Raw genomic sequence first — 24,663 nt, 5'->3', positions numbered from 1 at the left:
CGCCCCGTCAATCAATACCTCTCGACTGCCGAAAAAACCGGAGGCAGCATGGACGGTCCGGCAAAGGAAGAAGATCTCTCCGGCGGCAGCCGCCCGGATAGCCGGGACCGGGTTGCGGTGCTTTTCCGGTGCGCGGACCAGGTATTACTGCGCGCCCCGGTGCTCAGCCGGGACCGGACCGGGGACACCTGGCAGGCACCGGCCGGAGCCGGCGGCCGCGACCCGGCCGCGCTCACCGGCTATCTGCGCGGCCTCGCCGCCGACCCGCTGCTGCGCGAGGCCGTAGCGCTGGCCAGCCCCTCGCTGGCAGGCCAGTGGCAGCGGGCGCTCTCCGGGGAGGAGTTGCCGCCGCGCGACCTGGCCAGGATGGCGAGGGGGCTGACCCGGTACGCACTTCGCGCCGCCCACCGCTGCACCCCGTTCGGCCTGATGGCGGGCGTCGGCCTCGCCTCGTTCGGCGACCGCGGCCGGGCCGTGCTCGGCGCCGACCACCGCAAAGGCGTGCGCCCGGACTGGTCCTGGCTGGCGCGCTCCGTCGCCGGCTGGGAGCAGGACCCCGACGTGCTGCCCGGCCTGCGGGTGGTGGCGAACAACCTGTGCCGGATACGCGACGGGCGGCTGATCGTGCCGTTCAGCACCAGGCAGCCCCAAGCCGCCTCCGACCAGACGGGCGGCCGGCCGCACCAGCACACCCTGCGCTGGACGCCCGCCGTACGGGCCGCCGTCGAGGCCGCCCGGCTGCCGATACCGGTCCGCGACCTCACCGGCCTGCTGGAGAGCGCCTTCCCGGGTGTGACGGCCGGCTCGGTGAGCGCGCTGATCGCCCAACTCGTCGCCGCCGAAGCCCTGCTGACCGAGCTGCGCCCGCCGCTCGACGGCAGCGATCCGCTCGACCACCTGCTGCGCGTACTGAGCCCGGGCACCCCGCCGCACCGCCAGGTCAGCGCCGTGCGGCGGGCCGCCGCCGACTACGCGGCAGGACCGCCGGCCGGCCCCGCACCGGTGGTCACGGTCGGCGGGGAGCACGTCCGCCTCCAGGTCGACCTGGCCCTCGACGCCGACGTCGTCCTGCCGCACACCGTCGCCGTCGAGGCCGAACGCGCGGCGACCGCGCTGTGGCGGCTGTCCCGGCCGGGCCCCGGCCCGCTCGCGGGCTACCACGCGCGGTTCATCGAGCACTACGGCGCTGAGCGGCTGGTGCCGCTGGCCGAACTCCTCGATCCCGGCACCGGCCTCGGTCTGCCCGCCGGGTACCGCATGCCGCCGGGCCCCGGCGGCTCCCCGGCGCCCGCGCCCCCGGCCGCGAGGCGCGGCGCCGACGCGGAGGCGGCCCTGCTGACCGCATACTGCCAGGCCGTCGCCGAGGGCAGCCAGGAGATCGAGTTGGACGGCCCGCTGCTCGACCGCCTCACCGCGGAGCCGGCGGACGGCGACCACAGCGGGCGGCCGAGCGGCCCCGAACACCCCGACCGGGCCGTGGAGTTGTACGCCCAACTGGTCGCCGACTCCGTACCGGACCTCGAACGCGGCGACTTCACCCTCGTCCTCGCCGACAACGCGTCACCGCTGGCGGGCGCCAGCGCGGGCCGCTTCGGCTACCTCTTCCCTGAGCAGACCCGCGAGCTGGCCCGGGCGTCGGCGACGGCCGCCACCCGGGCCTCCGGGGCGCTGCCGATAAGGCCGGCCCACCCGGTCTCGCAGGACCGCTTCACCCATGTCGCCCAGGCGCCGCACTGGCTCGACCACGACCTGCTGGCCGGCGTCTACGGCGACCCGTCCGCGCCCGGCACGCTGCCGCTCGACGACATCGAGATCGGCGCCGACCGGCAGCGCTTCCGGATCGTGTCCCGCCGCCTAGGCCGCGAGCTGGAACCGCTGGCCTTCCACCACCTGAACCGGCAGGCCGGCCTGCCCAACGCCGTACGGTTCCTGCTCGAAGCCCCGCATGTCACGCTGCCGCGCTGGCGGCCGTGGGACTGGGGCGCCCTCGGCCGGGCGCCGTTCCTGCCCGCCGTCCGGTACGGCCGGACCGTGCTCAGCGCCGCACGCTGGCGGCCGGCCGGCCCCGCACTGACCGATCCGGCGACGCCGGACGCGGAGTGGGAGGCGGGGTTCGACCGGTTCCGGCGGCGCTGGGGACTGCCGGACGACGTCGAACTGGCAGCCTCCGACCAGCGGATACCGCTGCACCTGCCGGCCGCCGCGCACCGCGAGCTGCTGCGCGAGGAGCTGCGGGCGCACGGCGAGGCGGTGCTGCTGCGGCCCGGCTACGGCGGCGACACCGCGCGCGGCTGGCTGCGCGGACCGGGCGGCGGCGCCCACAGCGCGGAGATCGTGGTCTCCCTGCTGCCCGTACGGCACGGGCCGCCGCCGGACGCCAGGACAGCGCCGCCGCGTACGGCGGAAGCCTCTTCGCACGCGGCCGCCCTGCCGCCGCCGCGCCCGCGCTCGGCGGCCCACCTGCCCGGCGGGCGCTGGCTGTACGTGCAACTGGACTGCCCCGCCGACCAGCAGGACGGCGTGCTGACCCGCCACCTGGCGCCACTGGCGGCACAGCTGCCCGAGGGCGTCGACCGTTGGTTCTTCGTCCGCTACCGGGACGGCGGACACCATCTGCGACTGCGGTTCCACGGCGACAGCGCCGTCCTGCACGCGGTGCTGCTGCCCGAACTGCACGCGGTGGGAAGGCGGTTGTATGACGACGGCATGTCGGCCGGGATGTCGCTGGCGACATACGACCCGGAGATCGAGCGCTACGGCGGCCCGGCGGCCTTCCCGCTCGCCGAGGAGGTCTTCCACGCTGACAGCGCCGCCGTACTCGGCGCGCTGTCTGCGTCCGCCGCAGACCCGGACCCGCTGCTCACCACGGCGGCCGAAGTCGCCGCCATGGCACGGGCGTTCCTCCCGGCGGACCCGCAGACCTGGACCGACTGGCTGACCGCGGCTTTCCCCCGCCACCCCGACCACCACCGCGCGTTCACCACCCGTTGCCGCGCCGCGTTGGACCGCATCACGCCCGAGCAGGACTCAGCCCTCCCCGACGAGCTGCTTCACCTGCTCGCCGAACACGGCCGGTTGGTCCGCAAGACCGCGGAGCAGGAGTCCTGGCTCGACCCGGGCCGCGTCCTGGTCTCCCTGCTCCACCTGCACTGCAACCGCCGCCTGGGCATCGACCCGCGCGCCGAATCCCACGCGTACGCCATCGCCCGCGGCGCCGCCCACGCCCACCACGCCCGAGCGAAGGCCCGCCGGTGAACGGCCGCGGGTCCGCGGAAGAGTACGAGGTGGCGGCGGTCTCCGCACCCGGGAGCCGATGTCCGTCCGTCGCGAAGGCGCGGAGTGGGTGGGAGGCGGTCGGCACGGGGGAGGGCTGCGAGTGGGCAGGCGGGGAGGCGGATGCCCGTGCGGGCTCGGCCTCGGTGGGGGAGTTGCGGGCGCGGGCGGGCCGCGTCGTCAGCCAGGTGGCGGAGCGGCTGGACGATCCGGCGGCTGTCGAAGCCGATGCCGTTCGCCGCGCGAGCGCTCAGAGTGACGGGCGCTCGCCCTGGCATCCGATGTCGCTGGCCGACGGGCATCCCGCGCTCGCGCTCCTGTACGCCGAACTGGGCTACGACCAGCCGGAGTTGCGTAGTGCGGCCGACCGTCATCTGCGGGCAGCCGTCGCTGCCGGACGGCGGCCCGCCGCAGAGGGGCTGTTCTGCGGGCTGCCCGCACTCGCCTTCGCGGCCCGCGCCTCGGCAGCACGCGACGGGGACTACGCCGGTCTGCTGGCTGCCGCCGACCGGCAGATCGCCGAACTGGTAGGGCAGTTGGTCGCCGGAGACTCGGCGCGGCGCGCCGCAGGCGCCCCGCACGCGAGCGCCGGAGGCTACGACGTGGTGTCGGGGCTGACCGGCCTCGGCCGCTACCTGCTGGCGGGCGGGGCCGAACAGCGGCCGACGCTACGCGCGTTGCTCACGGCCCTTGTCGCCGATGCCACGCGCTCGGACTGGTGGATCCGGGGCGCTGGAGAGCGCCACCGCGACGACTACGCCTACCCGGGCCTCGCGCACGGCGTGGCGGGCCCGTTGGCTCTGCTGGCGCTCGCCACCGAACGCGGGGTGCGGGTGCGTGGGCAGGACGAGGCCGTCGCCACGATGGCGACCTGGCTGCTGGACGGCCGCGCCCGAGACGCCCACGGACCGTACTGGCCGCGCCTGTTCGAGCGACCGGACCGACCGGCGGGCGCGCGGCCCGATCCGCCACATCCCGACCGCACCGCCTGGTGCCACGGCCCGGCCGGCGCGGCCGCCGCGCTCGCCCTGGCCGGCCGGGCGCTGGGGGAACGGTCCTGGGCGAGCGACGCGGCCGACGCCCTGCGCTGCGCCCTGGACCGTCCGCCGGACCAGCAGCGCGTCGTGGACGCCTCGCTCTGCCACGGCTGGGGCGGGCTGCTGCACATCACCGGCCTGGTCGCGCGGGTGTCCGGCGACCCCGTGCTTGGCGCGCGGCTGCCCGAACTCGCCGCGCGCGCGATGGAGTTCGCCGACCCCGCGCAGCCGTACGTCTTCTCCGTCCCCGCGAGCCCGGCCGGTTCATCGACGTCCAGCCGCCTGCACATCCCCGGCTTCCTCGACGGAGCCGCCGGCACCGCCCTGGCCCTGCACGCCTGGCTGTCCGGCGACCGGCGCGAGCCGCCGGACCGCCCGCACTGGAGTGCCGCACTCCTGCTCTCCTGACGTAACGGCAGACACGGATGTGACGGGAGCGACGGCTGACATAAACTGAGATGAATAAGATTCAGATTCTCATCCATTTCAGTTGACACCCAGCCACCGCGACGCCATTCTGAGATGGCCGGGCCGCTCCAGGCCCCACCGAAACTCCGAATCTCCGAGGAGGTGCTTCACCATGATCAAGAAGATCCAGGTCGTCATCGCGCGTACGGACAAGAACGGTTCCTGCTGAGGCCGTTGCCCTTGCCGGTGCTCCCGATGGCGCGTGATCGCCGTCGGGAGCACCGTCTTTTTCCGGAAGGACGGACAGCATGCGGATGCCACGTCTGCGCCCGGGTGTCGGCGCGGGGATCGACTCGGAGGGCCACCTGCGGGTGATCTTCTTCTCGCAGTCCCGGCACGTGGTCTACGCGGCCGAGCCGCCCGTCATCGACGCCGTCAGACTGCTCATCGACGGCACCGGGACCGACACGATGCTGGACGAACTCCGGTCGGCCCACCCCGGGTTCAGCCGGACCGACCTGGACGAGATCCTCACCGCCCTCGACGACGAGGGCGCGCTCGACGACGCGGCCGCGGCACCCACCACCGCCCTGGACGAGCTCGAACTCGTCCGCTACGGCCGCCAGATCGACCTCTTCCACGACTTCACCGGCTTCACCGGAGCCCGCGACGCCGACGACCACGCCGCCGACGGCTCCGTGCACCCGCTACAAGCCCAACGCCGGCTGCGGCAGGCCACCGTGACCGTCATCGGAGTCGGCGGCACCGGCACCTGGATGGCGCAGAGCCTGGCCCTCACCGGGATCGGCCACCTCCGGCTGGTCGATCCGGACGTCGTCGAGCTGAGCAACCTCTCCCGCCAAGTGCTCTACAGCGCAGAGGACCTGGGCCTGCCCAAGGCCGAGGCGGCGTCCCGCCGGCTGAACGACGTGACCGGCTCCGGCGTGCGGGTGACCGCCGTCGGCACCCGGCTCGGCCCCGACACCGACCTCGACACGCTGCTGGCCGGCAGCGACCTCGTCGTCAACTGCGCCGACGAGCCCGACATCAACACCACCGCCCGCTGGATCTCCCGGAGTTGTACCGCCCTCGGTATCCCGCACATCGTCGGCGGCGCCTACGCCGGCCACGTCGGGATGATCGGCCCCACCATCGTCCCCGGCAGCACCGCGTGCTGGACGTGCTACGAGCGGGACAACGTCCGGCGCGGCGACGGCGAGACGATCACCCCGCTGTCCCCGCACCGCGACCGGCACACCGCCGCGTTCGCCCCGCTGTCCGCGATCGTCGCCAACCTCCAGACCTGGGACGCCGTGCGGGTGCTGTCCGGCATCGCGCCGCCGCTGCTGGCCAACCGGCTGGGCGAACTAGACCTGCGCACCATGCGGCTGGACTGGCGCGAGGTGCCCCAAGACCCCGATTGCCCGGCCTGTGGAGGACCGTCCGATGACCAGCACTGACAGCCTCACCGACATGGACGTCGCGGTGGCAGGCGGCGCGTTCCTGCGTGCCGCACGGCAACAGCCGCCCGAGCGCACGCTGCGCTTCCTGGCCGACTCGCTGGAGTGGGAGCGGGAGAACGTCCTGAGCGGGCGCTTCGACCGCTACCGTGCCGCCGTGGAACCGGTGTTCCGCGGTGTCCCCGCGCTCAGCGGTGACGCGCCCGCGCTCGCCGCCGCCTGGGCCGGGCACCACTTCGCCCGCGGCCTGAACACGGTGGGGCCGCTGATGTACGCGACCGATCCGCGGCTGCGCGTCGCCGCGACCGGGGCGGAGCACCTGGAGCGTGCGCTCGCCGACGGTCGCGGGCCGCTCGTGATCTCGCTGCACAGCGGTCCCTACCAGGCGCTGCCCGCCTTCCTGGCCGCCCGGCTGGGCATGCCGGTGACCTCGTTCATGGACGGCGCCGCCTACGAACTCGTCCGCGCGGTGCACGACGCCGTGGCCCCTGAGCTCCTCCCGTCCCTGGACGCGATCGGCCTGCCGGCCACGGACTCCACCCGGCGCGCGCTGACCACCGTCCGGTCCGGCCGGATCTTGATGACGATGCCTGAGTTCACGCTGGGCGAGCGCTCGGAGCAGGTGCTGCACCCGGTCTCCTTCATGGGCCGCACGGTCCAGGCCCCGATGGGAACGGCCAGGCTGGCGCGGGCCTTGCGGGTGCCGATCATCCCGGTCCGCCTGGTGCGCGACGACACGGCGCACTTCACCATCGCGGTGGACGAGCCCCTGTCGACCTCCGGCTCGCGCGAGCCGGACGAGCAGGTCACCGAACGCGTCTTCGGCTGGCTGGAGTCGGTGGTGTCGCAGGCGCCGGAGGCGTGGTGGTGCTGGGAGATCTTCGATACGGTCCTGACCGTTTCTCCCCCCTCCCCGCACCCGGCCGCCGCCACCGCTTCATGATTCGGCCCGCACGGGCTGCGGCGCGTCCGCCGCACGGTGCCTGCGGGCGGACGGTCCGCCCAGCCCCGTGCGGTGGCAGCCGGCCCGCGGGCCGGTGGGGGCTCGTCGCGCAGTTCCCCGCGCCCTTTCGGGGCTCGGCCGGCCGCCCAGCCCCTTGCGGTGGGCGCCTGCGCGCGCAGGTCCCCGCCACCCCTCGGGGCTCGGCTTGCCGGTCGGGTGCTGCCCCGGTTTCATCAGGGGCGCGGGGAACTGCGCGATCAGCCACAGCGGGCCGGCCGGCGGGCGACTCGCGGAGCCACCCGCGGTCCTGGCCGGGCCCCCGGCCGCGCGGGTGCTCCCGGTTTCATCAGGGGCGCGGGAAACCGCGCGACAAGCCACAGTGGACCTGGGGACGGGCGAGTCGCCGCACACCCGGCCGGCCGGCGGCAGGCCCCACCGCCTGGCTCAGCGGCAGCGTCCCGTGGTGACCCGCGACGCCGCCCCGGGTACGGACACCCCGGCCGCGTCCGCCGCCCCAAGCGTCCGCCGGGTGCCCCTGATCACGCTGCTGCTCTCCTCGCTGGCGACGATGATCGGCAGCACCGTCACCATGGCCGCCGTACCGCTCGCCGTGCTGACGCTCAGCTCGTCCTCGCTCGCGCTCGGCGCCGTCGGCGCCGCCGAGACCGCCGCCGCGGCGATCGGCCTGGTGCTGGCCGGGCCGCTGGCCGACCGGGTGGGGCCGCGGCGCCTCGCCGCCTGGTCCGCGCTGACCGCCGCCGTCGTACTCACCGCGATCCTGCTCGCCGACGCGGTCGGACAGCTGCACGTGTGGGTGCTGGCCTGCGCCGGCGCCGCCACCGCGCTGGCCGCCGCGCCCGCACTGGTCTGCCGGCAGCTGCTGATCTCCCCGGCCGCCCGCGCGGCGGGCGCGGACGAGGCCCGCGTGCAGTCGCTGTACTGGCTCTTCCCCCGCCTCGGCATCGTGATCGGCGCACCCGCCGCCGCCGTCCTGGTCACCACCGCGGGACCGGTGGCCGCGATCTGGGCCGACATCGGCAGCTACCTCGTCTCGGCCCTGCTGGTGACCGGCTTCCTCCCGGCCCCCGGCCACAGAGCCGAAGAGGCAGGCGCCCACGGCTACCTCGGCCAACTCCGCGAGGGCATAAGGGCGATGACGGCCAACCGGGTCATCCGCTCGATGGCGATCCTCGCCTTCGTCCTGAGCGTCCTGGACGCGCCCCGCATCCCGGTGATCGCCCCGCTCTACCTGCGGCATTCCGGGGCGCCCGGCTCCGCGCTCGCCTGGGTGGTCGCCGCGTACACCGCGGGCTCGCTGGCCGGGCTGCTGCTGTACGCGCTGCTGCTGGCCCGGCGGCCCGCACTGCCCGTGGTGGCCGGCTGCCTGCTCGGCACGGCCGCCTCCTACGCCGCGCTCGCCGGAGCGCACGGCGCCGGCGCGGCCGTGCTGTGCATGACGGTCATGGGCTTCGCGCAGGGCCCGTTCCTCCCGGTGATGGTCAGCGTGCTGACCGCCCACACCGACCCCGCCGTCCGCGGCCGCGTACTGAGCACGCTGCTCGCCGTCGTCTCGGCCGCCCTACCGCTCGGCGACCTGCTGTTCGGCTCCCTGGTCAGCGCCCTGCCGCTGCCGGCCGTGCTGCTCACCACCGCGGCGGTGTACGCGGGCGCGGTGTGGCCGACCGCCCGCGTACTGGGCCGCTGACAGCATCACAGGATCGGACGCCGGGCCGCCCGGCCGAAACCTGGTCTCACGCGGTGCGGCGCCCCTCACCCGCGCGCTCCGCGTCGCGCTTGGCGACCTCCTCGCGCACCAGCGGGATCACATGCCGGCCGAAGTCGATCGCGTCGCCGAGCAGGTCGTAGCCGCGGGCGGAGATGATGTCGACGCCCAGGTCGTAGTAGTCGAGCAGCGCCTGCGCCACCGTCTCCGGGGTGCCGACCAGCGCGTTGGAGTTGCCCGCCCCACCGGTCGCCGCGGCCGTGGGGGTCCACAGCGCGCGGTCGTAGCGCTCGCCCTGCTCCGCGATGGCGATCAGCCGCTGCGATCCGGTGTTCTCCGGCTGCCCGCCGCCGCGCCGCTTCCACGCGCCCGACGCCCGCCGCTCGCCGATGGCGGCGACCGTGCGGTGCGCCTTCTCCCAGGCCAGTTCCTCGGTCGGGGCGATGATCGGCCGGAAGGCGACCTGGATGCGCGGCGGCGTGCTGCGCCCGGCGGCTCGCGCCGCCGCCTTCACCGCCTCGATCTGCTTGGCGGTCTCGGCCAGCGGCTCGCCCCACAGCGCGTAGATGTCGGCGACGGCGCCGCCCGCCTCGTACGCGGCGGGGGAGGAGCCGCCGAAGGAGACGTCCGGCCGCGGCAGGCTGACCGGGAAGACGTCGGAGACGTAGTCGTTGAAGCGGTAGTGCGTGCCCTCGTGGTCGAAGGGCTCGTGCTCGGTCCACACCCGCTTGACGATCTCGATGTACTCGCGGGTGCGGCCGTAGCGCTCGTCCTTGGTCAGGAAGTCGCCCTCCCGCTGCTGCTCGTGGTCGGTGCCGCCGGTGATGAAGTGGACGGTGAGCCGCCCGTCGCTGATCCGGTCGAGCGTGGCGAACTCCCGTGCCGCGAAGGTCGGGTACGACACGTTCGGCCGGTGTGCGAGCAGGATCTGCAACCTGCTGGTGTGCGCGGCGATGTACGCGGCGGCGGTGCCGGGCTCCGGCGAGGCCGAACTGTAGGCGAACAGCACCCGGTCCCAGCCGTGGTCCTCATGGGCGCGGGCGAGCCTGAGCGTGTAGTCCTTGTCGAACGACGCCCCGCTGCGGGGGCTGGTCTCCGAGCCGTCGTTGGTGGCTGCGATGCCGAGGAATTCAACGGGCATGGTGGTGCCTTTCGGTGCGGTGGTGTGAGCGGAGATGAAGGCGGTTCGGTGGGTCGGCCGTCGGGCCGGAGGGCCGGTCAGCCGCCTCCCGGGTCCGGAGCGGCCGGCTGCCGGCGGCGGCCCTGCCGCCGCGGGTCGGGTACGGGCAGCGAGGCGATCAGCCGCCGGGTGTAGTCGGCGCGTGGCGCGCCCAGCACGTCGGACGCGGCCCCCGACTCGACGATCCGGCCGCCGTGCAGCACCGCCACCCGGTCCGCGACCTGCTCGATCACGGCCAGGTCATGGCTGATGAACAGCGCCGCGAAGCCCAGCTCGCGCTGCAACCCGGTGAAGAGTTCGAGCACTTGCGCCTGCACCGACACGTCCAGCGCCGACGTGGGCTCGTCGGCGATCACCAGCCGCGGGCGCAGCGCCAGGGCGCGGGCCAGGCCGGCCCGCTGCCGTTCGCCGCCGCTGAGTTCGTGCGGGTAGCGGGCGCCGTGGCCGCGCGGCAGCCGGACGGACTCCAGCAGTGCGTCGACTCTGGCGCGTACCGCCGCGCCGTCGAGGTCGCGCCGGTGCACTGTCAGCGGTTCGCCGACCGAATCGGCGATGGTCAGCAGCGGGTTGAAGCTGGTCGCCGGGTCCTGGAAGACGAAGCCGACCTGCCCGGCACGGCTGCCGGTCGTGGCGCGCCGGACCCGCCGCAGCCGTCCGGGGGTGGCCAACCGCTCGCCGAGCACGTCGAGTTCGCCGGCGGTGATGGCGGTCAGTCCGGCCACCGCACGGCCGATCGTGGTCTTGCCCGAGCCGCTCTCACCGACCAGGCCGAGCACCTCGCCCGGCCGGATCTCGAAGCCGACGCCGTCCACCGCCCGGAAGGCGGCGGCGCCGAGCCGCCCCGGGTACTCCACGACCAGCCCCCGCGCCCTGACCACCGGCTCGGGGCGCTCAACACCGGTGTCCGGCAAGGGAACTGCCCGAGCGTGTCCGGCACTGCCGAAGTCCGGCACGGCGGCGAGCAGTTCACGGGTGTACGCGTGCGCGGGCGCCGCGAAGAGCTCTCCGACGGGCGCGTCCTCCACGATGCGGCCCTCGCGCATCACCGCGACCCGGTCGGCGAGGTCGGCGACCACCCCCATGTTGTGGGTGATCAGCAGGACGGCCGTGCCGAAGTCGGTACGGCAGCGGTGCAGCAGCTCCAGGATCTCCGCCTGGACGGTGACGTCGAGCGCGGTGGTCGGTTCGTCGGCGACGAGCAGCCGGGTGCCGAGCGCGAGCGCCATGGCGATGACGGCCCGCTGCTTCTGCCCGCCGGACAGCTGGTGCGGGTAGTGGTCCACCCGGCGGTGCGGCTCCGGGATGCCGACCCGGTCGAGCATGTCCACGGCCACCGCCCGGCGCTCGGCCCGGCTGCCGCGGCGCCGCCCGTGTGCCCGCAGGCCCTCGGTGAGCTGCCAGCCGATGGTGAAGACCGGGTTCAGCGCGGTGGACGGCTCCTGGAACACCATCGCGGCCAGGGTGCCGCGCATCGCGCGCAGCCGGGCCGGCGAGGCGGTGAGCACGTCCTCGGCCGGCTCGGCCGAACCGTCGCCGAGCAGCACCCGGCCGCGGGTGGACGCGGTGGCCGGCAGCAGCCCGAGTACCGACTTCGCCGTCACCGTTTTGCCGCTGCCGCTCTCGCCGACCAGGGCGAGCACCTCGCCGGGCGCGACCGACAGGCCGACCCCGCTGACGGCGGACACCACGCCGGCACCGCCGGGACCGTTCGCACCGCCGGAGCTGAAGGAGACGTGCAGATCCTCGATCCGCAGCAGGTCAGTCATCAGCGCCGGCTCCGTCCTGCACCCGGTCCTGGCCGCCGTCCGCGCTCTTCTCCGAGTCCGTCGCCACCGCCGTCCGGCCGCCGGCCCGCAGCCGCGGGTCGGCCAGATCGGTGAGGCCCTCGCCCAGCAGCGTCGTGCCCAGCACGGTGAGCACGATCGCCAGGCCGGGCGGCAGCGCCGTCCACCACACGCCCGAAGTGACGTCGGCGACCGACCTGTTGAGGTCGTAACCCCACTCCGCCGCCGAGGTCGGCTCGATGCCGAACCCCAGGAAGCCGAGGCCGGCCAGCGTGAGGATGGCCTCGGACGCGTTGATGGTGAAGATCAGCGGCAGCGTCCTGACCGAGTTGCGCAGCACGTGGCGGGTCATGATCCGCCAGGTGCCGGTGCCGATCACCCGGGCCGCCTCCACGAACGGCTCCGACTTCACCCGGGTGACCTCCGCGCGCACCACCCGGAAGTACTGCGGTACGAAGGCCACCGCCACCGAACAGGCCGCCGCGCCGAGGCCGCCCACCAGGCTGGACTGCCCGCCGCTGATGACGATCGACATGATGATGGCGAGCAGCAGCGGCGGGAACGCGTACATGGCGTCCGCCACTCCCACCAGCAGCCGGTCCAGCCAGCCGCCGAGGTAGCCGGAGGCCAGGCCGAGCAGCACCCCGGCGAACACCGAGAGCAGCAGCGCCAGGGCGATGATCTCCAGCGCCGTCCTGCTGCCCCACAAGGTGCGCGACAGGACGTCGTAGCCGGCGATGGTGGTGCCCAGCGGATGCGCCCCGCCGGGATGTTGCTGCGAGCCGAACAGCCGGTCACCGGTGGCCAGTTGGGAGTATCCGTACGGGGCGAGCAGCGGCGCGCACAGCGCGGCGAGCAGGAAGAGCCCGGTCAGCGCCGCCCCGGTGAGCAGCATCGCGCGCTGCACACCGCCGGCGGCGCGCAGCCGGGCGGGCAGCGGTATCCGGGCCGCCGGGCGCCGGCGCCGCGGGCGGGCCGGCCGGTCCATGACGTCGTCGGCCACCTCAGTACCTCACCCGGGGATCGATCAGCGCCGCCGTGACGTCGACGAGGAAGTTGGTCAGCGCGACGACGACCGCGAAGAGCGCCACGATGCCCTGCACCGCCGCGTAGTCGCGCACCGTCAGGTAGTGCGCGAGCTCGTATCCCAGGCCCTTCCACTCGAAGGTGGTCTCGGTCAGCACCGCCCCGCCGAGCAGCCCCGCGACCTGGAGGCCCAGCACGGTGACCACCGGGATCAGCGCCGGACGGGTGGCGTGCCGGGTGACCAGCCGGAAACGGCTCACCCCCCGGGAACGGGCGGCCTCGATGTAGTCGGCCGACAGCGTGCCGATCAGGTTCGTCCTGACCAGCCGCAGCAGCACCCCGGCCACCAGCAGCCCCAGCGCGACGCCGGGCAGCACCGCGTGCCGCAGCACGTCGGCCACCGCGGAGCCGTCGCCGCTGCGGAGCGCGTCGACCAGGTAGATCCCGGTGCTGCCCGTCCGGTCCTGCAGTTCCAGCTGGACGTCGATGCTGGAACGGCCGGAGGGCGGCAGCCAGTTGAGCCACACGGAGAAGACCAGCTTCAGCAGCAGGCCGAGGAAGAAGACCGGCGTCGCGTAGTTCAGGATGGCGAAGAGCCGCAGCGCCACATCGGCCGCCCGGTCCCGGTAGGCGGCGGCGACCATGCCGAGCGGCACCCCGACGGCCAGCGCGAACGCCATCGCGTAGACGGCCAGTTCGGCTGTCGCCGCGCCGTACGTGCGCAGCATCGACGACACCGCCTGGTTGTCGGTGGCGGTCCGGCCGAAGTCGCCGTGCGCCAGCGACCGCAGGTAGTCCAGGTACTGGGTCAGCAGCGGACGGTCGTAGCCGGCCTGGTGCAGTTTCTGGTGCAACTGCTCGGGGGTGAGCCGGTCGCCGAAGGCGGTGGTGACCGGGTCGCCGGTGGCGTGCATCAGGAAGAAGACGACGCTGACCAGGACCAGCACCGTGGGGACGATGAGCAGGAACCGGATCACCAGATAGCGCGCCAGCCCGTTCCCGGTGGCGCCGCCGGTCGTGCCGGCGGCGCCCTGTACCTCCTGGGTGAGGGCGGTCATCGCTTCGCGAGCTCCGCCCAGCGGAACTGGTACGAGCTGTCCAGCTTGTCCGGCACCCCGCTGACATCCTCGCGGGTGACGATCGCGGTCGAGCCCTGGAGCAGCGGCAGCAGCGGCAGCGCCGCCGCGACCTTGCCCTGGATCTGCGCGATCAGCGCGGTGCGCTTTGCGGGGTCGGTCTGGGTCTCCTCCTGCTCGATCAGCTTCCGCACCGCGGGGTCGGAGTAGCCGTTGTTCACCCAGCTGTTCTGCGCGTAGAACGAGGCCAGGTAGTCGTCGGCGTCCAGGTAGTCGGCGTACCAGCCGAGCTGGTAGAGCGGATACAGGTCGGCGACCCGGTCCTTGCCGTACTGCGCCCACTCGGTGGACTGGAGCTTGACCCTGAACAGTCCGGTGCTCTCCAACTGGGTCTTGATCAGGGCGTATTCGTCGGCCGACGACGATCCGTAGTGGTCGGAGTTGTACTGGAGGTCGAGGGTGACCGGAGTGCTCACCCCGGCCGCGGACAGGACCTGCGCCGCCGCGGCCTTGTCGGGGCCGCCCTGCCTGTCGCCGTAGAGCGACTTGAGCGCGGGGGAGGCGCCGGTGATGCCGTCCGGCACCGAGCCGTACAGCGGCTGGAAGGTGTTCTTGTAGACCTGCGAGGCCAGTTGGGCCCGGTTCACGGAGTCGGCCACGGCCTGCCGGACGGCCAGCGCCTTGGCCGGGTCGGCCTGCCGGGTGGCCGAACCGTAGGGCTGCGTCTTGAAGTTGAACACGATGAAGCGGATGCCGTTGCCCGACCCGGTGTGCACGGTGATGCCCTGCTTGCCGGCCAGGTCGTGCAGGTCGGTGACCGTCAGCGTGCGGTAGACCGCGTCGATGGTGCCCTGCTGCACGTCGAGCTTGAGGTTGCCGGCGTCGGTGTAGTACTTCAGCTGGACCCGGGCGGTCTTCGGGGTGCCGAGCAGGCCCCGGTAGCCGCTGTTGGCGGTGAACGAGATCAGCGAGTTCTTCTGGTAGCTGCCGATCGCGTACGGGCCCTCCCACGGCTTCGCGGCGACGACGGCGGTGTCGTCGAGGATCCGGTCGGCGGGGAAGACCTGCTCGTCGGCGATGTAGCCGGCCGCGGTGGACAGCACCTGCGGGAAGAGCGTGTCGTCGGCGGACCTGAGGGTGAAGACGACCGTGGTGGGGTTCGGCGCCGCCACCGAGGCGAGGTTGTGGAGCAGCGACGAGGGGCCGTTCTTGTCGGCGATCCGCAGCTGCCGGTCGAAGCTGAACTTCACGTCGGAAGACGTCAGTTGGTGCCCGTTGGCGAAGGTCAGCCCGGCCTTGAGGGTGGCGGTGTACTCCTTGGGGCCGGTCAGCTTCACCGCCGAGGCCAGGTTGGGCACCACCTGCGAGGAGCCGTTCCTGGTGGTGAGCAGGGTGGCGTACACCTCGTCCTCGACAGTGCCGGAGCCGGCGTCCCAGGAGCCGGCCGGGTCAAGGCTGGTCACCTGGTCGGTGGTGCCGATGGTCAGGGCCTTCGCCGCGGAGCCGGTGGCGCCGGGCCCGTCGTCGTTCTTCGCGCTCGTGCAGGCGGTGAGGGTCAGCAGTGCGGCGGCGCCGGCTAACAGCGCGCCGCGGCCGTGCCGGATCGGTCCGATCTGACGGGGCATGAGGATTCTCGTTTCCGGGCAGGGGAGAGGGGCACCCGACCGGCCGTCAGGCCGGTGGCGCTGTGCTGTGTGCCTGGAGAAGCTGTGCGCCAGGAGAAGGTGCCTGGCGAAAGGGCGTGCGGAGGGGGCGGGCGGCCGGCCTCAGCGGACCGGGCGCGCCCCGGGACACAGTGCGCTGCTCACCCGGAGCAGATCGACGTGGCGCCGGGTGGCGCGCAGCTCGAAGGACCCGTGCGGATGGCACACGCCGGCGGAGTGTCGTACTCGCACGTGGATCACCTCGCACTCATCCGGCCCTGGGGCCTCGCGCTTACAGAACGGCCGTCCGTCCTGTCGGGTCGTCACCTGGAGCACCCCACCGCGGCGGAGGGTTGCCGGTCAGCGAGCCAGGGCTTGATGCTGACGCTCATAACCGTGAATCACGCTAGCCGCTCGGAAGGCTTTGGGCAATGCCCACCTTCGGCCACCGACCCGTTCATCCCCCACCCGCACCGCGACCCGCGCCGGTCGTTATCGCGCCATGTCGCCGACCGGAAGCGGTGATGCGCGGCCTCCCGCCCGCGCGCTTCGTAAGGTCGCGGTATGACCACCGAAGCCGTCGTCGACCTCGCCGCACTCGGCGAGGACTTCCGCCGCGACCCCTACCCGCTCTACGCCGAGCTGCGGGCTCGCGGACCGGTCCACCGGGTGCTGATGCCCGAGGGCCACGAGGCGTGGCTGGTCGTCGGGTACGAGGCGGGCCGCGCCGCGCTGTCCGACGCCAGGCTGTCCAAGGTGTGGGCGAAGGCCGCGCCCCGGCTGGAGCTGCGGCAGAAGGCGGCCGGGCGCACCATGCTGAGCTCCGATCCGCCGTCGCACACCCGCCTGCGCCGGCTCGCGGCCCGGGAGTTCACCCCGCGGCGGGTGGCGGCGATGGAGCCCCGGGTGCGGGAGATCGCCGGCGGCTTGCTCGACGCGATGGCGGCGGAACCGTCCCGCCGCGCCGACCTCGTGGACGCCCTCGCCTTCCCGCTGCCGATCGCCGTGATCTGCGAGCTCCTCGGCGTCCCGTTCCTCGACCACGACCGGTTCCGCCACTGGTCCAACACCTCCCTGGGAGGCGCCGAGCCCGATGCCCGCCGAGCGGCGGAGGAGGCGCTGAACGGCTATCTCGGCGCCCTGCTCGCCGCCAAGCGGGCCATGCACGGCGACGACCTGATGAGCGCGCTGATCCACACCGCCGACGAGGACGGCGACCGGCTCAGCGGCGAGGAACTGCTCGGGATGGCGTGGCTGCTGCTGGTCGCCGGGCACGAGACCACCGTCAACCTGATCGCGAACGGCGTCCTGGCGCTGCTCACCCACCCCGACCAGTGGGCCGCGCTGCGCGCCGACCCCGACGGCCTGCTCGACGGGGCGGTGGAGGAGATCCTGCGCTACGACGGGCCGGTGGAGACCACCACCTTCCGCTTCACCACGGAGCCGGTGCCGATCGGCGGCGCGGTGATCCCCGGCGACGGGCAGCTGGTGCTGATCGCGATCGGCGACGCCGGACGGGACGGGGCCCGCTTCCCCGGCCCCGACGCGTTCGACATCCGCCGCGACACGCGCGGCCACCTGGCCTTCGGCCACGGCCTGCACTACTGCCTGGGCGCGCCGCTGGCCCGGCTGGAGGCCCGGATCGCGCTGCGCGGACTGCTCGAACGGTTCCCCGGGCTGGCGCTCGACGCCGATCCCGGCACCCTCAGCCGGCGCGGCGGCCTGCTGATCCGCGGTCCCGAGCGGCTGCCGGTGCGCTGGTGATCGGACTCGGCAGGACGGGGACGGCGGCCCACGTCACCGTCAGGACAGCAGCAGGCCGACCGCGGTCAGGGCGGCCCCGAAGGCGAGGAAGAAGACGAGCAGCAGCAGACCGCCGGCCGCCAGCAGCCGGTCGCCGAGGAGGCCGAGGCTGATGACGGACGGGTCGGAGCGGGCGTAGCGCACGCCGACCTCGCGGCCGGTCCAGTCGCGGCGGCCCGAGCTGCCGAACGGGCAGACGGCGGTGACCAGATGGCCGTCACGGGTGGTGAAGGTGACGACCGGGGTGAACACGACACCGGGCCCCGGCGCCTCGTCGGTGTCGTACCGGGACGCCAGCACGGCGACGACCTGCCCGGCGGTGATGTCCCGCGCGGCCAGCCGCGCCCGGCGGCGGGCCCGTTCGGCCGCCGTGAGCACCAGCACCGTCGCACTGCCCGCCGCCCACAGCACGCCGAAGCCGACCAGCGCGGCATGGAAGCCGCCCTCGGTGGTGAAGCGGGCGACCAGCGCGGCGACGGGGACGAACAGGCCGACGGCGAGCGCCACTTGGTCACGGTCCGGGGCGCGCGGCCCGGTCACCACCCGGAACTGCTCCGGCCGGCCCGGCGGGTAGCGCACCTCGACCCTGCGGCCGAGCCAGGCCGCGTCCAGCCGGCCGCCCCGCCGTCCCCCCGTGCCGAGCACGGTCTCCCGCCCGGTGTCCGGCGCGACGAAGGCGATCTCGGCGGGGATCCCCGCCGCCCGGAAGGCGCCCTCCTTCGCCGGTTCCCGTACCCGCACCACCCGGGCCGGTACGCGCACCGAGCGGCGGCCGCCGCCGTCGGCCACGTACCGCCCGAGCCGCCACAGCACGAACGCCGCCGCCGCCGCGCACACCGCGATCAGCCCTTTGTCGAACGTCATTTCGGCCGCCCCCTTGCCGTCAACGGCGGGGACGGCCGGGTCGCGGGCGCGGTTGCGGTCAGACGGGAAAGGCGTCCAGGACCGGGCGGACCTACGACGTCCCGTACCTCAGGCGGCGTACCGCGCGTACGCCGGGCCGGCTGCCCGGAGCCGGCCCTGCCCGGTCAGCTGCCGGCCAGCAGTTCGAGGGTGTCGATGACGCGGTTGGAGAAGCCCCACTCGTTGTCGTACCAGGCGACCACCTTGATGTGCCTGCCGTCGGCGCGGGTGAGGGCGGAGTCGAAGACGGCGGAGGCGGCCTGGCCGGTGATGTCGCTGGAGACCAGCGGCTGGTCGGCGTATTCGAGGATGCCCTTGAGCGGGCCGTCGGCGGCGGCGCGGTAGGCCGCGAGCACCTCGTCGCGGCTGACCTCGCGGCTGACGGTGGTGTTCAGCTCCACGATCGAGCCCACCGGGACCGGCACCCGGATGGAGTCGCCGGAGAGCTTGCCGTCCAGGTTGGGCAGCACCTTGCCGATGGCCTTGGCGGCACCGGTGGTGGTGGGGACGATGTTCACGCCGGCGGCACGGGCCCGGCGCAGGTCGCGGTGCGGGCCGTCCTGGAGGTTCTGCTCCTGGGTGTAGGCGTGCACGGTGGTCATGAAGCCGTGCTCGATGCCGGCCAGGTCGTCCAGCACGGAGGCCAGCGGGGCCAGCGCGTTCGTGGTGCACGAGGCGTTGGAGACGATCACGTGCGCGGCCGGGTCGTAGGTGTCGGAGTTCACCCCGTAGGCGAGGGTGACGTCGGCGCCGTCGGACGGTGCGCTGACCAGGACGCGCTTGGCGCCGGCCGTGATGTGCGCGCGGGCGGCCTCGGCGGAGGTGAAGCGGCCGGTGGACTCGAGCACGATCTCCACGTCGAGCTCGGCCCACGGCAGGTTGGCGGGCTCGCGCTCGGCGAGCACCTTGATCCGGTGGCCGTCCACGACGAGGTCGGTGCCGTCGACCTCGACCGGGCGGCCCAGCCGCCCCAGGGTGCTGTCGAAGGCGAGCAGGTGCGCGAGGGTCTCGGGGGCGGTGAGGTCGTTGACGGCGACCACCTCGAGGTCGCTGTGGCGCTCCAGCAGGGCGCGCAGGGTGGTGCGGCCGATCCGGCCGAATCCGTTGATGGCGATGCGGGTCATGGGGGATTCCTTTCGTCTCGCCTCCATGGTCGGCATCGGCGCGCCGGTGCGGCACTGGCCTGGCCGACATGATGCGCAAGGATCCCGCCATCCCCGTTCCGCGTACCTTCTGCGGGAGCCGGCGCATGCCCCGACGCGGGTACGGCGCAGGTCGCGACCCCGGCTCCGGTGCTGGTCCGGCCTCAGGCCGAGAAGGTGTGGCGGTACTCGGTCGGGGAGGTGCCGAGGATGCGGTGGAAGTGCAGCCGCAGGTTCGCGCCGGTGCCCAGGCCCGTGCGGACGGCGATCTGCTCCACGCCCAGGTCGCTGCGTTCGAGCAGTTCGCGGGCCAGGTCCACCCGGGCCCGCAGCACCCACTGCATCGGGGTGTAGCCGGTGTCCTCCACGAACCGCCGGGAGAACGTCCGCGCCGAGACCCGGGCGTTGCGGGCCAGCGACTGGAGGGTCAGCGGCTCCGCCAGGTGCCGCAGCGCCCATTCGCGGGTGCCGGCGAACAGGTCGCCGAGCGGTTCGGGAACGCTGCGGGGGACGTACTGGGCCTGCCCGCCGCTGCGGTAGGGCGCGGCCACCAGCCGCCGGGCCACGTGGTGCGAGAGCCCGACGCCGTGGTCGCGCCGCACCAGGTGCAGGCACAGGTCGATGCCGGAGGCCGCGCCGGCGGAGGTGAGCACCTCGCCGGCGTCCACGAAGAGCACGTTCTCGTCCACGGTCACCGCGGGGTGCCGGGTGGCCAGCGCCTTGGTGTAGTGCCAGTGGGTGGTGGCCCGCTTGCCGTCGAGCAGCCCGGTGGCGGCCAGCGCGAAGGCCCCGGTGGAGATGGCCGCGAGCCGCGTCCCGCGCCGGTGGGCCTCGGTCAGCGCGCCGACGACCGCGGCCGGCGGCCTGGTGGTGGCCGGCTCCCGGTAGCCGGGAATGAAGACGGTGTCCGCGTGCTCCAGCGCCTCCAGCCCCTCGGCCACGTGGTACGACAGCCCGTCCCCTCCGGTCACCAGCCCCGGCCCGGCCCCGCACACCCGCACCTCGTACGGCATGCTCGCCCGGCTGGCGAACACCTGCGCCGGAATCCCGACGTCCAGCGGCTTGGCCCCTTCGAGCACCAGCACGACGACCCGATGCCGCTCCATCGCTCCACCTCCCGGCCTGCCGGACGCCTTTTGGCGCTGACGACGGCTACCGCAAGCATCCTGCCATCGGTTCGTCGGAGGTGCCGCACGGCCGACGGACCTCCCCCTTTGCCGCAGGGGAGGCCCGTCTGTGCTGTCCGGCGGAGGGAGCGCCGGGTCAGACCGCGGCCAGCTCCTGCTCCTGCTGCCGCTCCTGCTCCCGCTCGCGGTCCTGGTCGTCGATCGGGGACGCGGTCGCGGAGTCGAACGCCTCGCGGTCGAGGATGCCCTCCTGCGCGGCGACCAGGATCGGGGCGACGATCTGGCCCGCCACGTTGGTGGCGGTCCGCATCATGTCCAGGATCGGGTCGATGGCCAGCAGCAGGCCGACGCCTTCGAGCGGCAGGCCGAGCGTGGACAGCGTCAGGGTGAGCATGATCGTCGCACCGGTGAGGCCGGCGGTCGCCGCCGAGCCGATCACCGAGACGAACGCGATCAGCACGTAGTCCTGCACGCCGAGGTGCACGTCGAAGATCTGGGCCACGAAGATCGAGGCGATCGCCGGGTAGATCGACGCGCAGCCGTCCATCTTGGTGGTCGAGCCGAAGGGCACCGCGAAGGAGGTGTACGTCTTGGGGACGCCGAGCCGCTCGGCCGACTTCTGCGTCACCGGCAGCGTGCCGACCGAGGAGCGGGACACGAACGCCAGCTGGATCGCGGGCCAGGCGCCCTTGAAGAACTGCAGCGGGTTGACCTTGGCGACGGTCGCGAGCAGCAGCGGGTAGACACCGAACAGCACCAGCGCGCAGCCCACGTACACGTCCGCGGTGAAGGTGGCGTACTTGCCGATCAGGTCCCAGCCGTAGTCGGAGATGGCGTAGCCGATCAGCCCGACGGTGCCCAGCGGCGCGAGCCTGATGACCCACCACAGGGCGGTCTGCAGCAACTCGAGTACCAGCTCGCTGAGGTTGAGGATCGGCTTGGCCTTCTCGCCGGTCTTCAGGACGGCGATACCGGCGACCACGGCCATGAACACGATCTGCAAAACGTTGAGTTCGCTGAACGGGGTGATGACGTCCGTCGGGATGATGCCGGTCAGGAAGTCGATCCAGGAGCCGGAGTGCTGCGGCAGCTTGCCGTCCTGCGGGGTGAGGTCGGTGCCGGAGCCGGGGTTGGTCAGCAGCCCGATCGCTATGCCGATGGCCACCGCGATCAGCGACATGATCATGAACCAGAGCAGCGTCCTGGCGGCCAGCCTGGCCGCGTTGTTGACCTTGCGGAGGTTGGTGATCGACACCATGATCGCGAAGAAGACCAGCGGTCCGACGGCCAGCTTCAGCAGCTGGACGAAGAGGCTGCCGATCTTGTCGAGCGTGGTGGTGAGCCAGCTGATGTCCTGGCTGCGGGCGAGCCAGCCGAGCAGCGCACCGAGGACGAGACCGGCGACGATCTGCGCCCAGAAGGGGACCTTCGGTAGGGAACGGCTGCGGGGTCCTGCCGGACCGGTGCTGCCGGCGGCGGTGTTCGCGGACACGAACGCACTCCTGACGTGGCGTGGAGGGGCGGGGGACGGGGACGGCCACCACACACGCGCGGAGCGGGCGGGCGCTCGGAGCACCGGGTACCGGCTCGCGGAGGAGGCCGGGAGGTGGGGAGCGCGGAAAAGGCCGCTGGGCGGGTGTGGCGCCGGGGGACGGTGACTCAGACCGTGTGGCGACAGACCGCGGACATGCAGCGGCAGAGATCGACGTGCCGACGCGACACGAGCGGGGTGCTCATGTCAATTTCGCGATGCACGGATCTCTTCACGGGGGACAGTTAACACGGCTGCTTGGGGATACTCAAAGCCGTCCTTGGGGCCGCCCCGGCAGCCGGGCCGGTCGGATTCGCCAACACCACTGCCGCCCACGGCAGTTGGCGTGTGGGCGGCAGGAGGTGTGAGCTGGATCATGCTGCGGGGGTTACGGGCCCGGCCCGCGGGTGTCAGCCGGTGGCGGCGGTGCCGTCCAGGTCGTGGGCCAGCCGGCGCAGCACCGGCCCGTACTCGGGGTGCGCGAGCGCCGAGGCGAACTGCGCGACGAGGTAGTCCGCCGGGTTGCCGGTGTCGTACCAGCGGCCCTGGATGACCTGGCCGTACACCGCGCGGGTGGCGGCGTAGGCGTTGATCGCCCCGGTCAGGTAGATCTCGCCGGTGCGGTGCTCGTACCAGCGGGTGGTCTGCTCGCGCAGCTCGTCGATGATGCCGGGGGTGATGACGTAGCCGCCGATCGCGGCGAAGGCCGACGGGGCGTCGGCCGGCTCGGGCTTCTCGACCAGGCCGGTGATCCGCAGCAGCCCGTCGTCGAGGTCCTCCTTGACCACCGGCACGCCGTAGCGCCGGGTGTCGGCGGGCGCCACCGGCATCAGGGCCAGTACCGGCGAACTGGTCGCCTCGTAGGCGCGGATCAGCTGCTGGGCGCGCGGGACCTCGGCCACGAACACGTCGTCCGGCCACAGGACGAGCATCGGCTCGTCGCCGAAGTTGCGGGCCGCGTTGAGTACCGGCGTGCCGTTGCCGTACGGGCCGTGCTGGTCGAGGTAGGTGATGTGGCCCTGCCGGGACAGCTCGCCGACCTCCTCCACGGCGTCGGCGAACGCGGTCTTCCCGTCGGCCCGCAGCTGGTCCACCAGCGCCGGGTTGGGCCGGAAGTGGTCCTGGATCAGGGACTTCCCGCTGCTGACGACGATGGTGATGTCCGTGATGCCGGAGGCGACCAGCTCGCGCACGGTGTGCTCGATCACCGGCTTGTCGCCGACCGGCAGCATCTCCTTCGGGGTGGCCTTGGTCAGCGGCAGCAGACGGGAGCCGAGTCCGGCGGCGGGGATCACGGCCCTGCGGATCGTCGGGGGCATCAGTTCTCTCTCGGTCGAACGACACGCCACACCAGCCGGCACGGCACCCCCGACGCTATCAACGCGCCAGGGCCCGCCGCCGACCGCCGCCGGAGCGGCCGGCCGGCTCTCTCCTCCGGCCCCGCGAGCGGCGTTTTCCGGCTCCGCGAGCCGCGATCCCGCCCCGGTCGATGGCCGATTTCGACCTGACATGACCTGATCCGACCGAATGAGGGCAGAAGTCGGGCGATATCCTCGTTACAAGGATGTGGTCACCATGAGAGCACGGTCCGGTGCGGTATCCGGGATAGCCGGCATAGCGGCTGCGCTGGCCCTGGTCACCGCCTGCACGGTCTCGGACGGCCACTCGACCGGGCCCACCAGCCCCTCGGCCACCACCCCGGCACCGGGATCACCGTCCGTGCTCACCGGCAAGCCGGGAGCGGCCGGCCGGGTCCTCGCGGTGAAGATCGACAACGTGGGCGCCGCCCGCCCCGCCACCGGCCTGAACGACGCGGACCTCGTCTACGGCATCGAGGTCGAGGGCGGACTGTCCCGGATCATGGCCGTCTTCGACAGCAGCCACCTGCCGGCCACCGTCGGGCCGGTCCGCAGCGCCCGCGAGACGGACCTGCAGCTGCTCGGCCAGTACGACAAGCCCGCCCTGGCCTTCTCCGGCGCCCAGAGCCACCTGCTGCCGGTGCTCAAGTCGAGTACGAACATCACCGCCGTGACCGGCACCGGCGCGTTCTTCCGCAAGCAGGGCCGGCCCGCGCCGCACAACGAGTACCTGCACACCAAGGGCCTGGCAGACCGGGCCGGCATCGCCAAGGACATCGGGCTGCGCTTCGCCGCCGAGCCGCCGGCCGGCGGCACCGCGGGCAGCACCGCCACGGCCGCCATGCCCTCCGCCCGCTTCGCCTTCACCTGGAACGGCACGCAGTACCAGGTCGCGATGGACGGCACCCGGTCGCCCTGGACGGCCGACAACGTGATCATCCAGCACGTCAAGGTCAAGGAGTCGCGGTTCCACAGCCGTACCGGCTACGTGCCGTTCTCGCAGACCGTCGGCTCGGGAACGGCCACGGTGCTGCGCGACGGCAAGGCGTACGCCGCGCACTGGAACCGCCCGACGGAGTCCGCCGGCACCGCGTTCACCCTGGCCGGCGGCGGCCCGGCGACCCTGCACCCGGGCCGGACCTGGGTCATCCTGGAGCCGTGACGCGCGCTGGGCGCGAGGCGGGATCCCCCGACGGCCGGGCGGTGACGCGGTGTCCGGCCGTCGGGGACCTGCTCGGACGTGGAT

Annotated in this window: 18 protein-coding genes and 1 riboswitch; of the genes, 7 read left to right on the top strand and 11 right to left on the bottom strand. The window is 73.4% G+C overall.

Annotation, left to right across the window (positions count from 1 at the left end):
- The first annotated feature begins 159 nt into the window (after window positions 1-159).
- The 5 genes from ACQPW6_RS00805 to ACQPW6_RS00785 all read left to right on the top strand — a co-directional run bounded on the left by ACQPW6_RS00805 (window position 160) and on the right by ACQPW6_RS00785 (window position 8,826).
- Window positions 160-3,255 (top strand): lantibiotic dehydratase, encoded by a 3,096-nt coding sequence (locus ACQPW6_RS00805; protein WP_433887531.1) that lies wholly within the window; start codon window positions 160-162, stop codon window positions 3,253-3,255.
- Window positions 3,256-3,554: 299 nt separating this feature from the next.
- The gene (locus ACQPW6_RS00800) at window positions 3,555-4,718 is read left to right on the top strand and encodes a lanthionine synthetase C family protein (protein WP_433887530.1); all 1,164 of its coding nucleotides are present in this window, start codon (window positions 3,555-3,557) and stop codon (window positions 4,716-4,718) included.
- Between the two features lie 308 nt (window positions 4,719-5,026).
- Complete coding sequence (locus ACQPW6_RS00795; protein ID WP_433887529.1) at window positions 5,027-6,178, top strand: TOMM precursor leader peptide-binding protein; 1,152 nt, start codon at window positions 5,027-5,029, stop codon at window positions 6,176-6,178.
- On the top strand, window positions 6,165-7,121 hold the full coding sequence (locus tag ACQPW6_RS00790) for a lysophospholipid acyltransferase family protein (RefSeq protein WP_433887528.1): 957 nt from the start codon (window positions 6,165-6,167) through the stop codon (window positions 7,119-7,121). Before ACQPW6_RS00795 ends, ACQPW6_RS00790 begins: the two co-directional genes overlap by 14 nt.
- A 463-nt stretch (window positions 7,122-7,584) precedes the next feature.
- Window positions 7,585-8,826: an MFS transporter gene (locus ACQPW6_RS00785; protein WP_433887527.1), complete on the top strand. Its 1,242-nt coding sequence runs from the start codon at window positions 7,585-7,587 to the stop codon at window positions 8,824-8,826.
- 46 nt (window positions 8,827-8,872) lie between these two features.
- Here ACQPW6_RS00785 and ACQPW6_RS00780 read toward each other — a convergent pair whose 3' ends face one another.
- From ACQPW6_RS00780 to ACQPW6_RS00755, 6 genes are all read right to left on the bottom strand, one after another.
- Window positions 8,873-9,985 carry an LLM class flavin-dependent oxidoreductase gene (locus ACQPW6_RS00780; RefSeq protein WP_433887526.1) on the bottom strand — a complete coding sequence of 371 codons (1,113 nt, stop codon included), beginning with the start codon at window positions 9,983-9,985 and terminating at the stop codon, window positions 8,873-8,875.
- 77 nt (window positions 9,986-10,062) lie between these two features.
- Entirely contained in the window at window positions 10,063-11,790 is a 1,728-nt protein-coding gene (locus ACQPW6_RS00775) for a dipeptide ABC transporter ATP-binding protein (RefSeq protein ID WP_433887525.1), read from the bottom strand.
- A complete protein-coding gene (locus ACQPW6_RS00770; RefSeq protein ID WP_433887524.1) occupies window positions 11,783-12,811 on the bottom strand; it encodes an ABC transporter permease in 1,029 nt (342 codons plus the stop codon). Before ACQPW6_RS00770 ends, ACQPW6_RS00775 begins: the two co-directional genes overlap by 8 nt.
- A gap of 1 nt (window position 12,812) precedes the next feature.
- Window positions 12,813-13,892, bottom strand: coding sequence for an ABC transporter permease (locus ACQPW6_RS00765; RefSeq protein ID WP_433887523.1), 1,080 nt, complete (start codon window positions 13,890-13,892; stop codon window positions 12,813-12,815).
- Window positions 13,889-15,535 carry an ABC transporter substrate-binding protein gene (locus tag ACQPW6_RS00760; protein WP_433887522.1) on the bottom strand — a complete coding sequence of 549 codons (1,647 nt, stop codon included), beginning with the start codon at window positions 15,533-15,535 and terminating at the stop codon, window positions 13,889-13,891. Before ACQPW6_RS00760 ends, ACQPW6_RS00765 begins: the two co-directional genes overlap by 4 nt.
- Before the next feature lie 141 nt (window positions 15,536-15,676).
- Complete coding sequence (locus ACQPW6_RS00755; protein ID WP_433894381.1) at window positions 15,677-15,781, bottom strand: putative leader peptide; 105 nt, start codon at window positions 15,779-15,781, stop codon at window positions 15,677-15,679.
- Window positions 15,782-15,836: 55 nt separating this feature from the next.
- A riboswitch (SAM riboswitch) is annotated at window positions 15,837-15,949 on the bottom strand.
- A gap of 168 nt (window positions 15,950-16,117) precedes the next feature.
- Between ACQPW6_RS00755 and ACQPW6_RS00750 the strand changes: the two genes are divergently transcribed.
- Window positions 16,118-17,317 (top strand): cytochrome P450 family protein, encoded by a 1,200-nt coding sequence (locus tag ACQPW6_RS00750; RefSeq protein ID WP_433887521.1) that lies wholly within the window; start codon window positions 16,118-16,120, stop codon window positions 17,315-17,317.
- A gap of 39 nt (window positions 17,318-17,356) precedes the next feature.
- On the opposite strand, the gene ACQPW6_RS00745 is transcribed toward ACQPW6_RS00750, so the two are convergent.
- The 5 genes from ACQPW6_RS00745 to ACQPW6_RS00725 form a co-directional block, all read right to left on the bottom strand.
- Window positions 17,357-18,220 carry a hypothetical protein gene (locus ACQPW6_RS00745; RefSeq protein ID WP_433887520.1) on the bottom strand — a complete coding sequence of 288 codons (864 nt, stop codon included), beginning with the start codon at window positions 18,218-18,220 and terminating at the stop codon, window positions 17,357-17,359.
- A 164-nt stretch (window positions 18,221-18,384) separates the two neighbouring features.
- The gene (gene gap / locus ACQPW6_RS00740) at window positions 18,385-19,383 is read right to left on the bottom strand and encodes a type I glyceraldehyde-3-phosphate dehydrogenase (RefSeq protein ID WP_433887519.1); all 999 of its coding nucleotides are present in this window, start codon (window positions 19,381-19,383) and stop codon (window positions 18,385-18,387) included.
- A gap of 182 nt (window positions 19,384-19,565) precedes the next feature.
- Entirely contained in the window at window positions 19,566-20,507 is a 942-nt protein-coding gene (locus tag ACQPW6_RS00735; RefSeq protein WP_433887518.1) for a GlxA family transcriptional regulator, read from the bottom strand.
- A 157-nt stretch (window positions 20,508-20,664) separates the two neighbouring features.
- Window positions 20,665-22,020: a dicarboxylate/amino acid:cation symporter gene (locus ACQPW6_RS00730; protein WP_433887517.1), complete on the bottom strand. Its 1,356-nt coding sequence runs from the start codon at window positions 22,018-22,020 to the stop codon at window positions 20,665-20,667.
- 449 nt (window positions 22,021-22,469) lie between these two features.
- Window positions 22,470-23,378 (bottom strand): UTP--glucose-1-phosphate uridylyltransferase, encoded by a 909-nt coding sequence (locus ACQPW6_RS00725; protein WP_433887516.1) that lies wholly within the window; start codon window positions 23,376-23,378, stop codon window positions 22,470-22,472.
- A gap of 256 nt (window positions 23,379-23,634) precedes the next feature.
- Between ACQPW6_RS00725 and ACQPW6_RS00720 the strand changes: the two genes are divergently transcribed.
- Window positions 23,635-24,579 carry a DUF3048 domain-containing protein gene (locus tag ACQPW6_RS00720; RefSeq protein WP_433887515.1) on the top strand — a complete coding sequence of 315 codons (945 nt, stop codon included), beginning with the start codon at window positions 23,635-23,637 and terminating at the stop codon, window positions 24,577-24,579.
- Window positions 24,580-24,663 lie beyond the last annotated feature (84 nt).

The organism is Streptomyces sp. CA-111067, from assembly GCF_050956065.1.
GTDB lineage: Bacteria > Actinomycetota > Actinomycetes > Streptomycetales > Streptomycetaceae > Actinacidiphila.
Note: the sequence above shows the minus strand (reverse complement) of the source record. Positions and strands in the feature narration are given on the sequence as shown.

What these genes read in the sequence shown, in the direction of transcription:
- ACQPW6_RS00725 (WP_433887516.1), bottom strand. Translation starts at nt 23,378, where the DNA reads ATGCCCCCGACGATCCGCAGGGCCGTGATCCCCGCCGCCGGACTCGGC.
- ACQPW6_RS00790 (WP_433887528.1), top strand. Translation starts at nt 6,165, where the DNA reads ATGACCAGCACTGACAGCCTCACCGACATGGACGTCGCGGTGGCAGGC.
- ACQPW6_RS00800 (WP_433887530.1), top strand. Translation starts at nt 3,555, where the DNA reads ATGTCGCTGGCCGACGGGCATCCCGCGCTCGCGCTCCTGTACGCCGAA.
- ACQPW6_RS00780 (WP_433887526.1), bottom strand. Translation starts at nt 9,985, where the DNA reads ATGCCCGTTGAATTCCTCGGCATCGCAGCCACCAACGACGGCTCGGAG.
- ACQPW6_RS00775 (WP_433887525.1), bottom strand. Translation starts at nt 11,790, where the DNA reads ATGACTGACCTGCTGCGGATCGAGGATCTGCACGTCTCCTTCAGCTCC.
- ACQPW6_RS00765 (WP_433887523.1), bottom strand. Translation starts at nt 13,892, where the DNA reads ATGACCGCCCTCACCCAGGAGGTACAGGGCGCCGCCGGCACGACCGGC.
- gap (WP_433887519.1), bottom strand. Translation starts at nt 19,383, where the DNA reads ATGACCCGCATCGCCATCAACGGATTCGGCCGGATCGGCCGCACCACC.
- ACQPW6_RS00745 (WP_433887520.1), bottom strand. Translation starts at nt 18,220, where the DNA reads ATGACGTTCGACAAAGGGCTGATCGCGGTGTGCGCGGCGGCGGCGGCG.
- ACQPW6_RS00720 (WP_433887515.1), top strand. Translation starts at nt 23,635, where the DNA reads ATGAGAGCACGGTCCGGTGCGGTATCCGGGATAGCCGGCATAGCGGCT.
- ACQPW6_RS00735 (WP_433887518.1), bottom strand. Translation starts at nt 20,507, where the DNA reads ATGGAGCGGCATCGGGTCGTCGTGCTGGTGCTCGAAGGGGCCAAGCCG.
- ACQPW6_RS00760 (WP_433887522.1), bottom strand. Translation starts at nt 15,535, where the DNA reads ATGCCCCGTCAGATCGGACCGATCCGGCACGGCCGCGGCGCGCTGTTA.
- ACQPW6_RS00750 (WP_433887521.1), top strand. Translation starts at nt 16,118, where the DNA reads ATGACCACCGAAGCCGTCGTCGACCTCGCCGCACTCGGCGAGGACTTC.
- ACQPW6_RS00795 (WP_433887529.1), top strand. Translation starts at nt 5,027, where the DNA reads ATGCGGATGCCACGTCTGCGCCCGGGTGTCGGCGCGGGGATCGACTCG.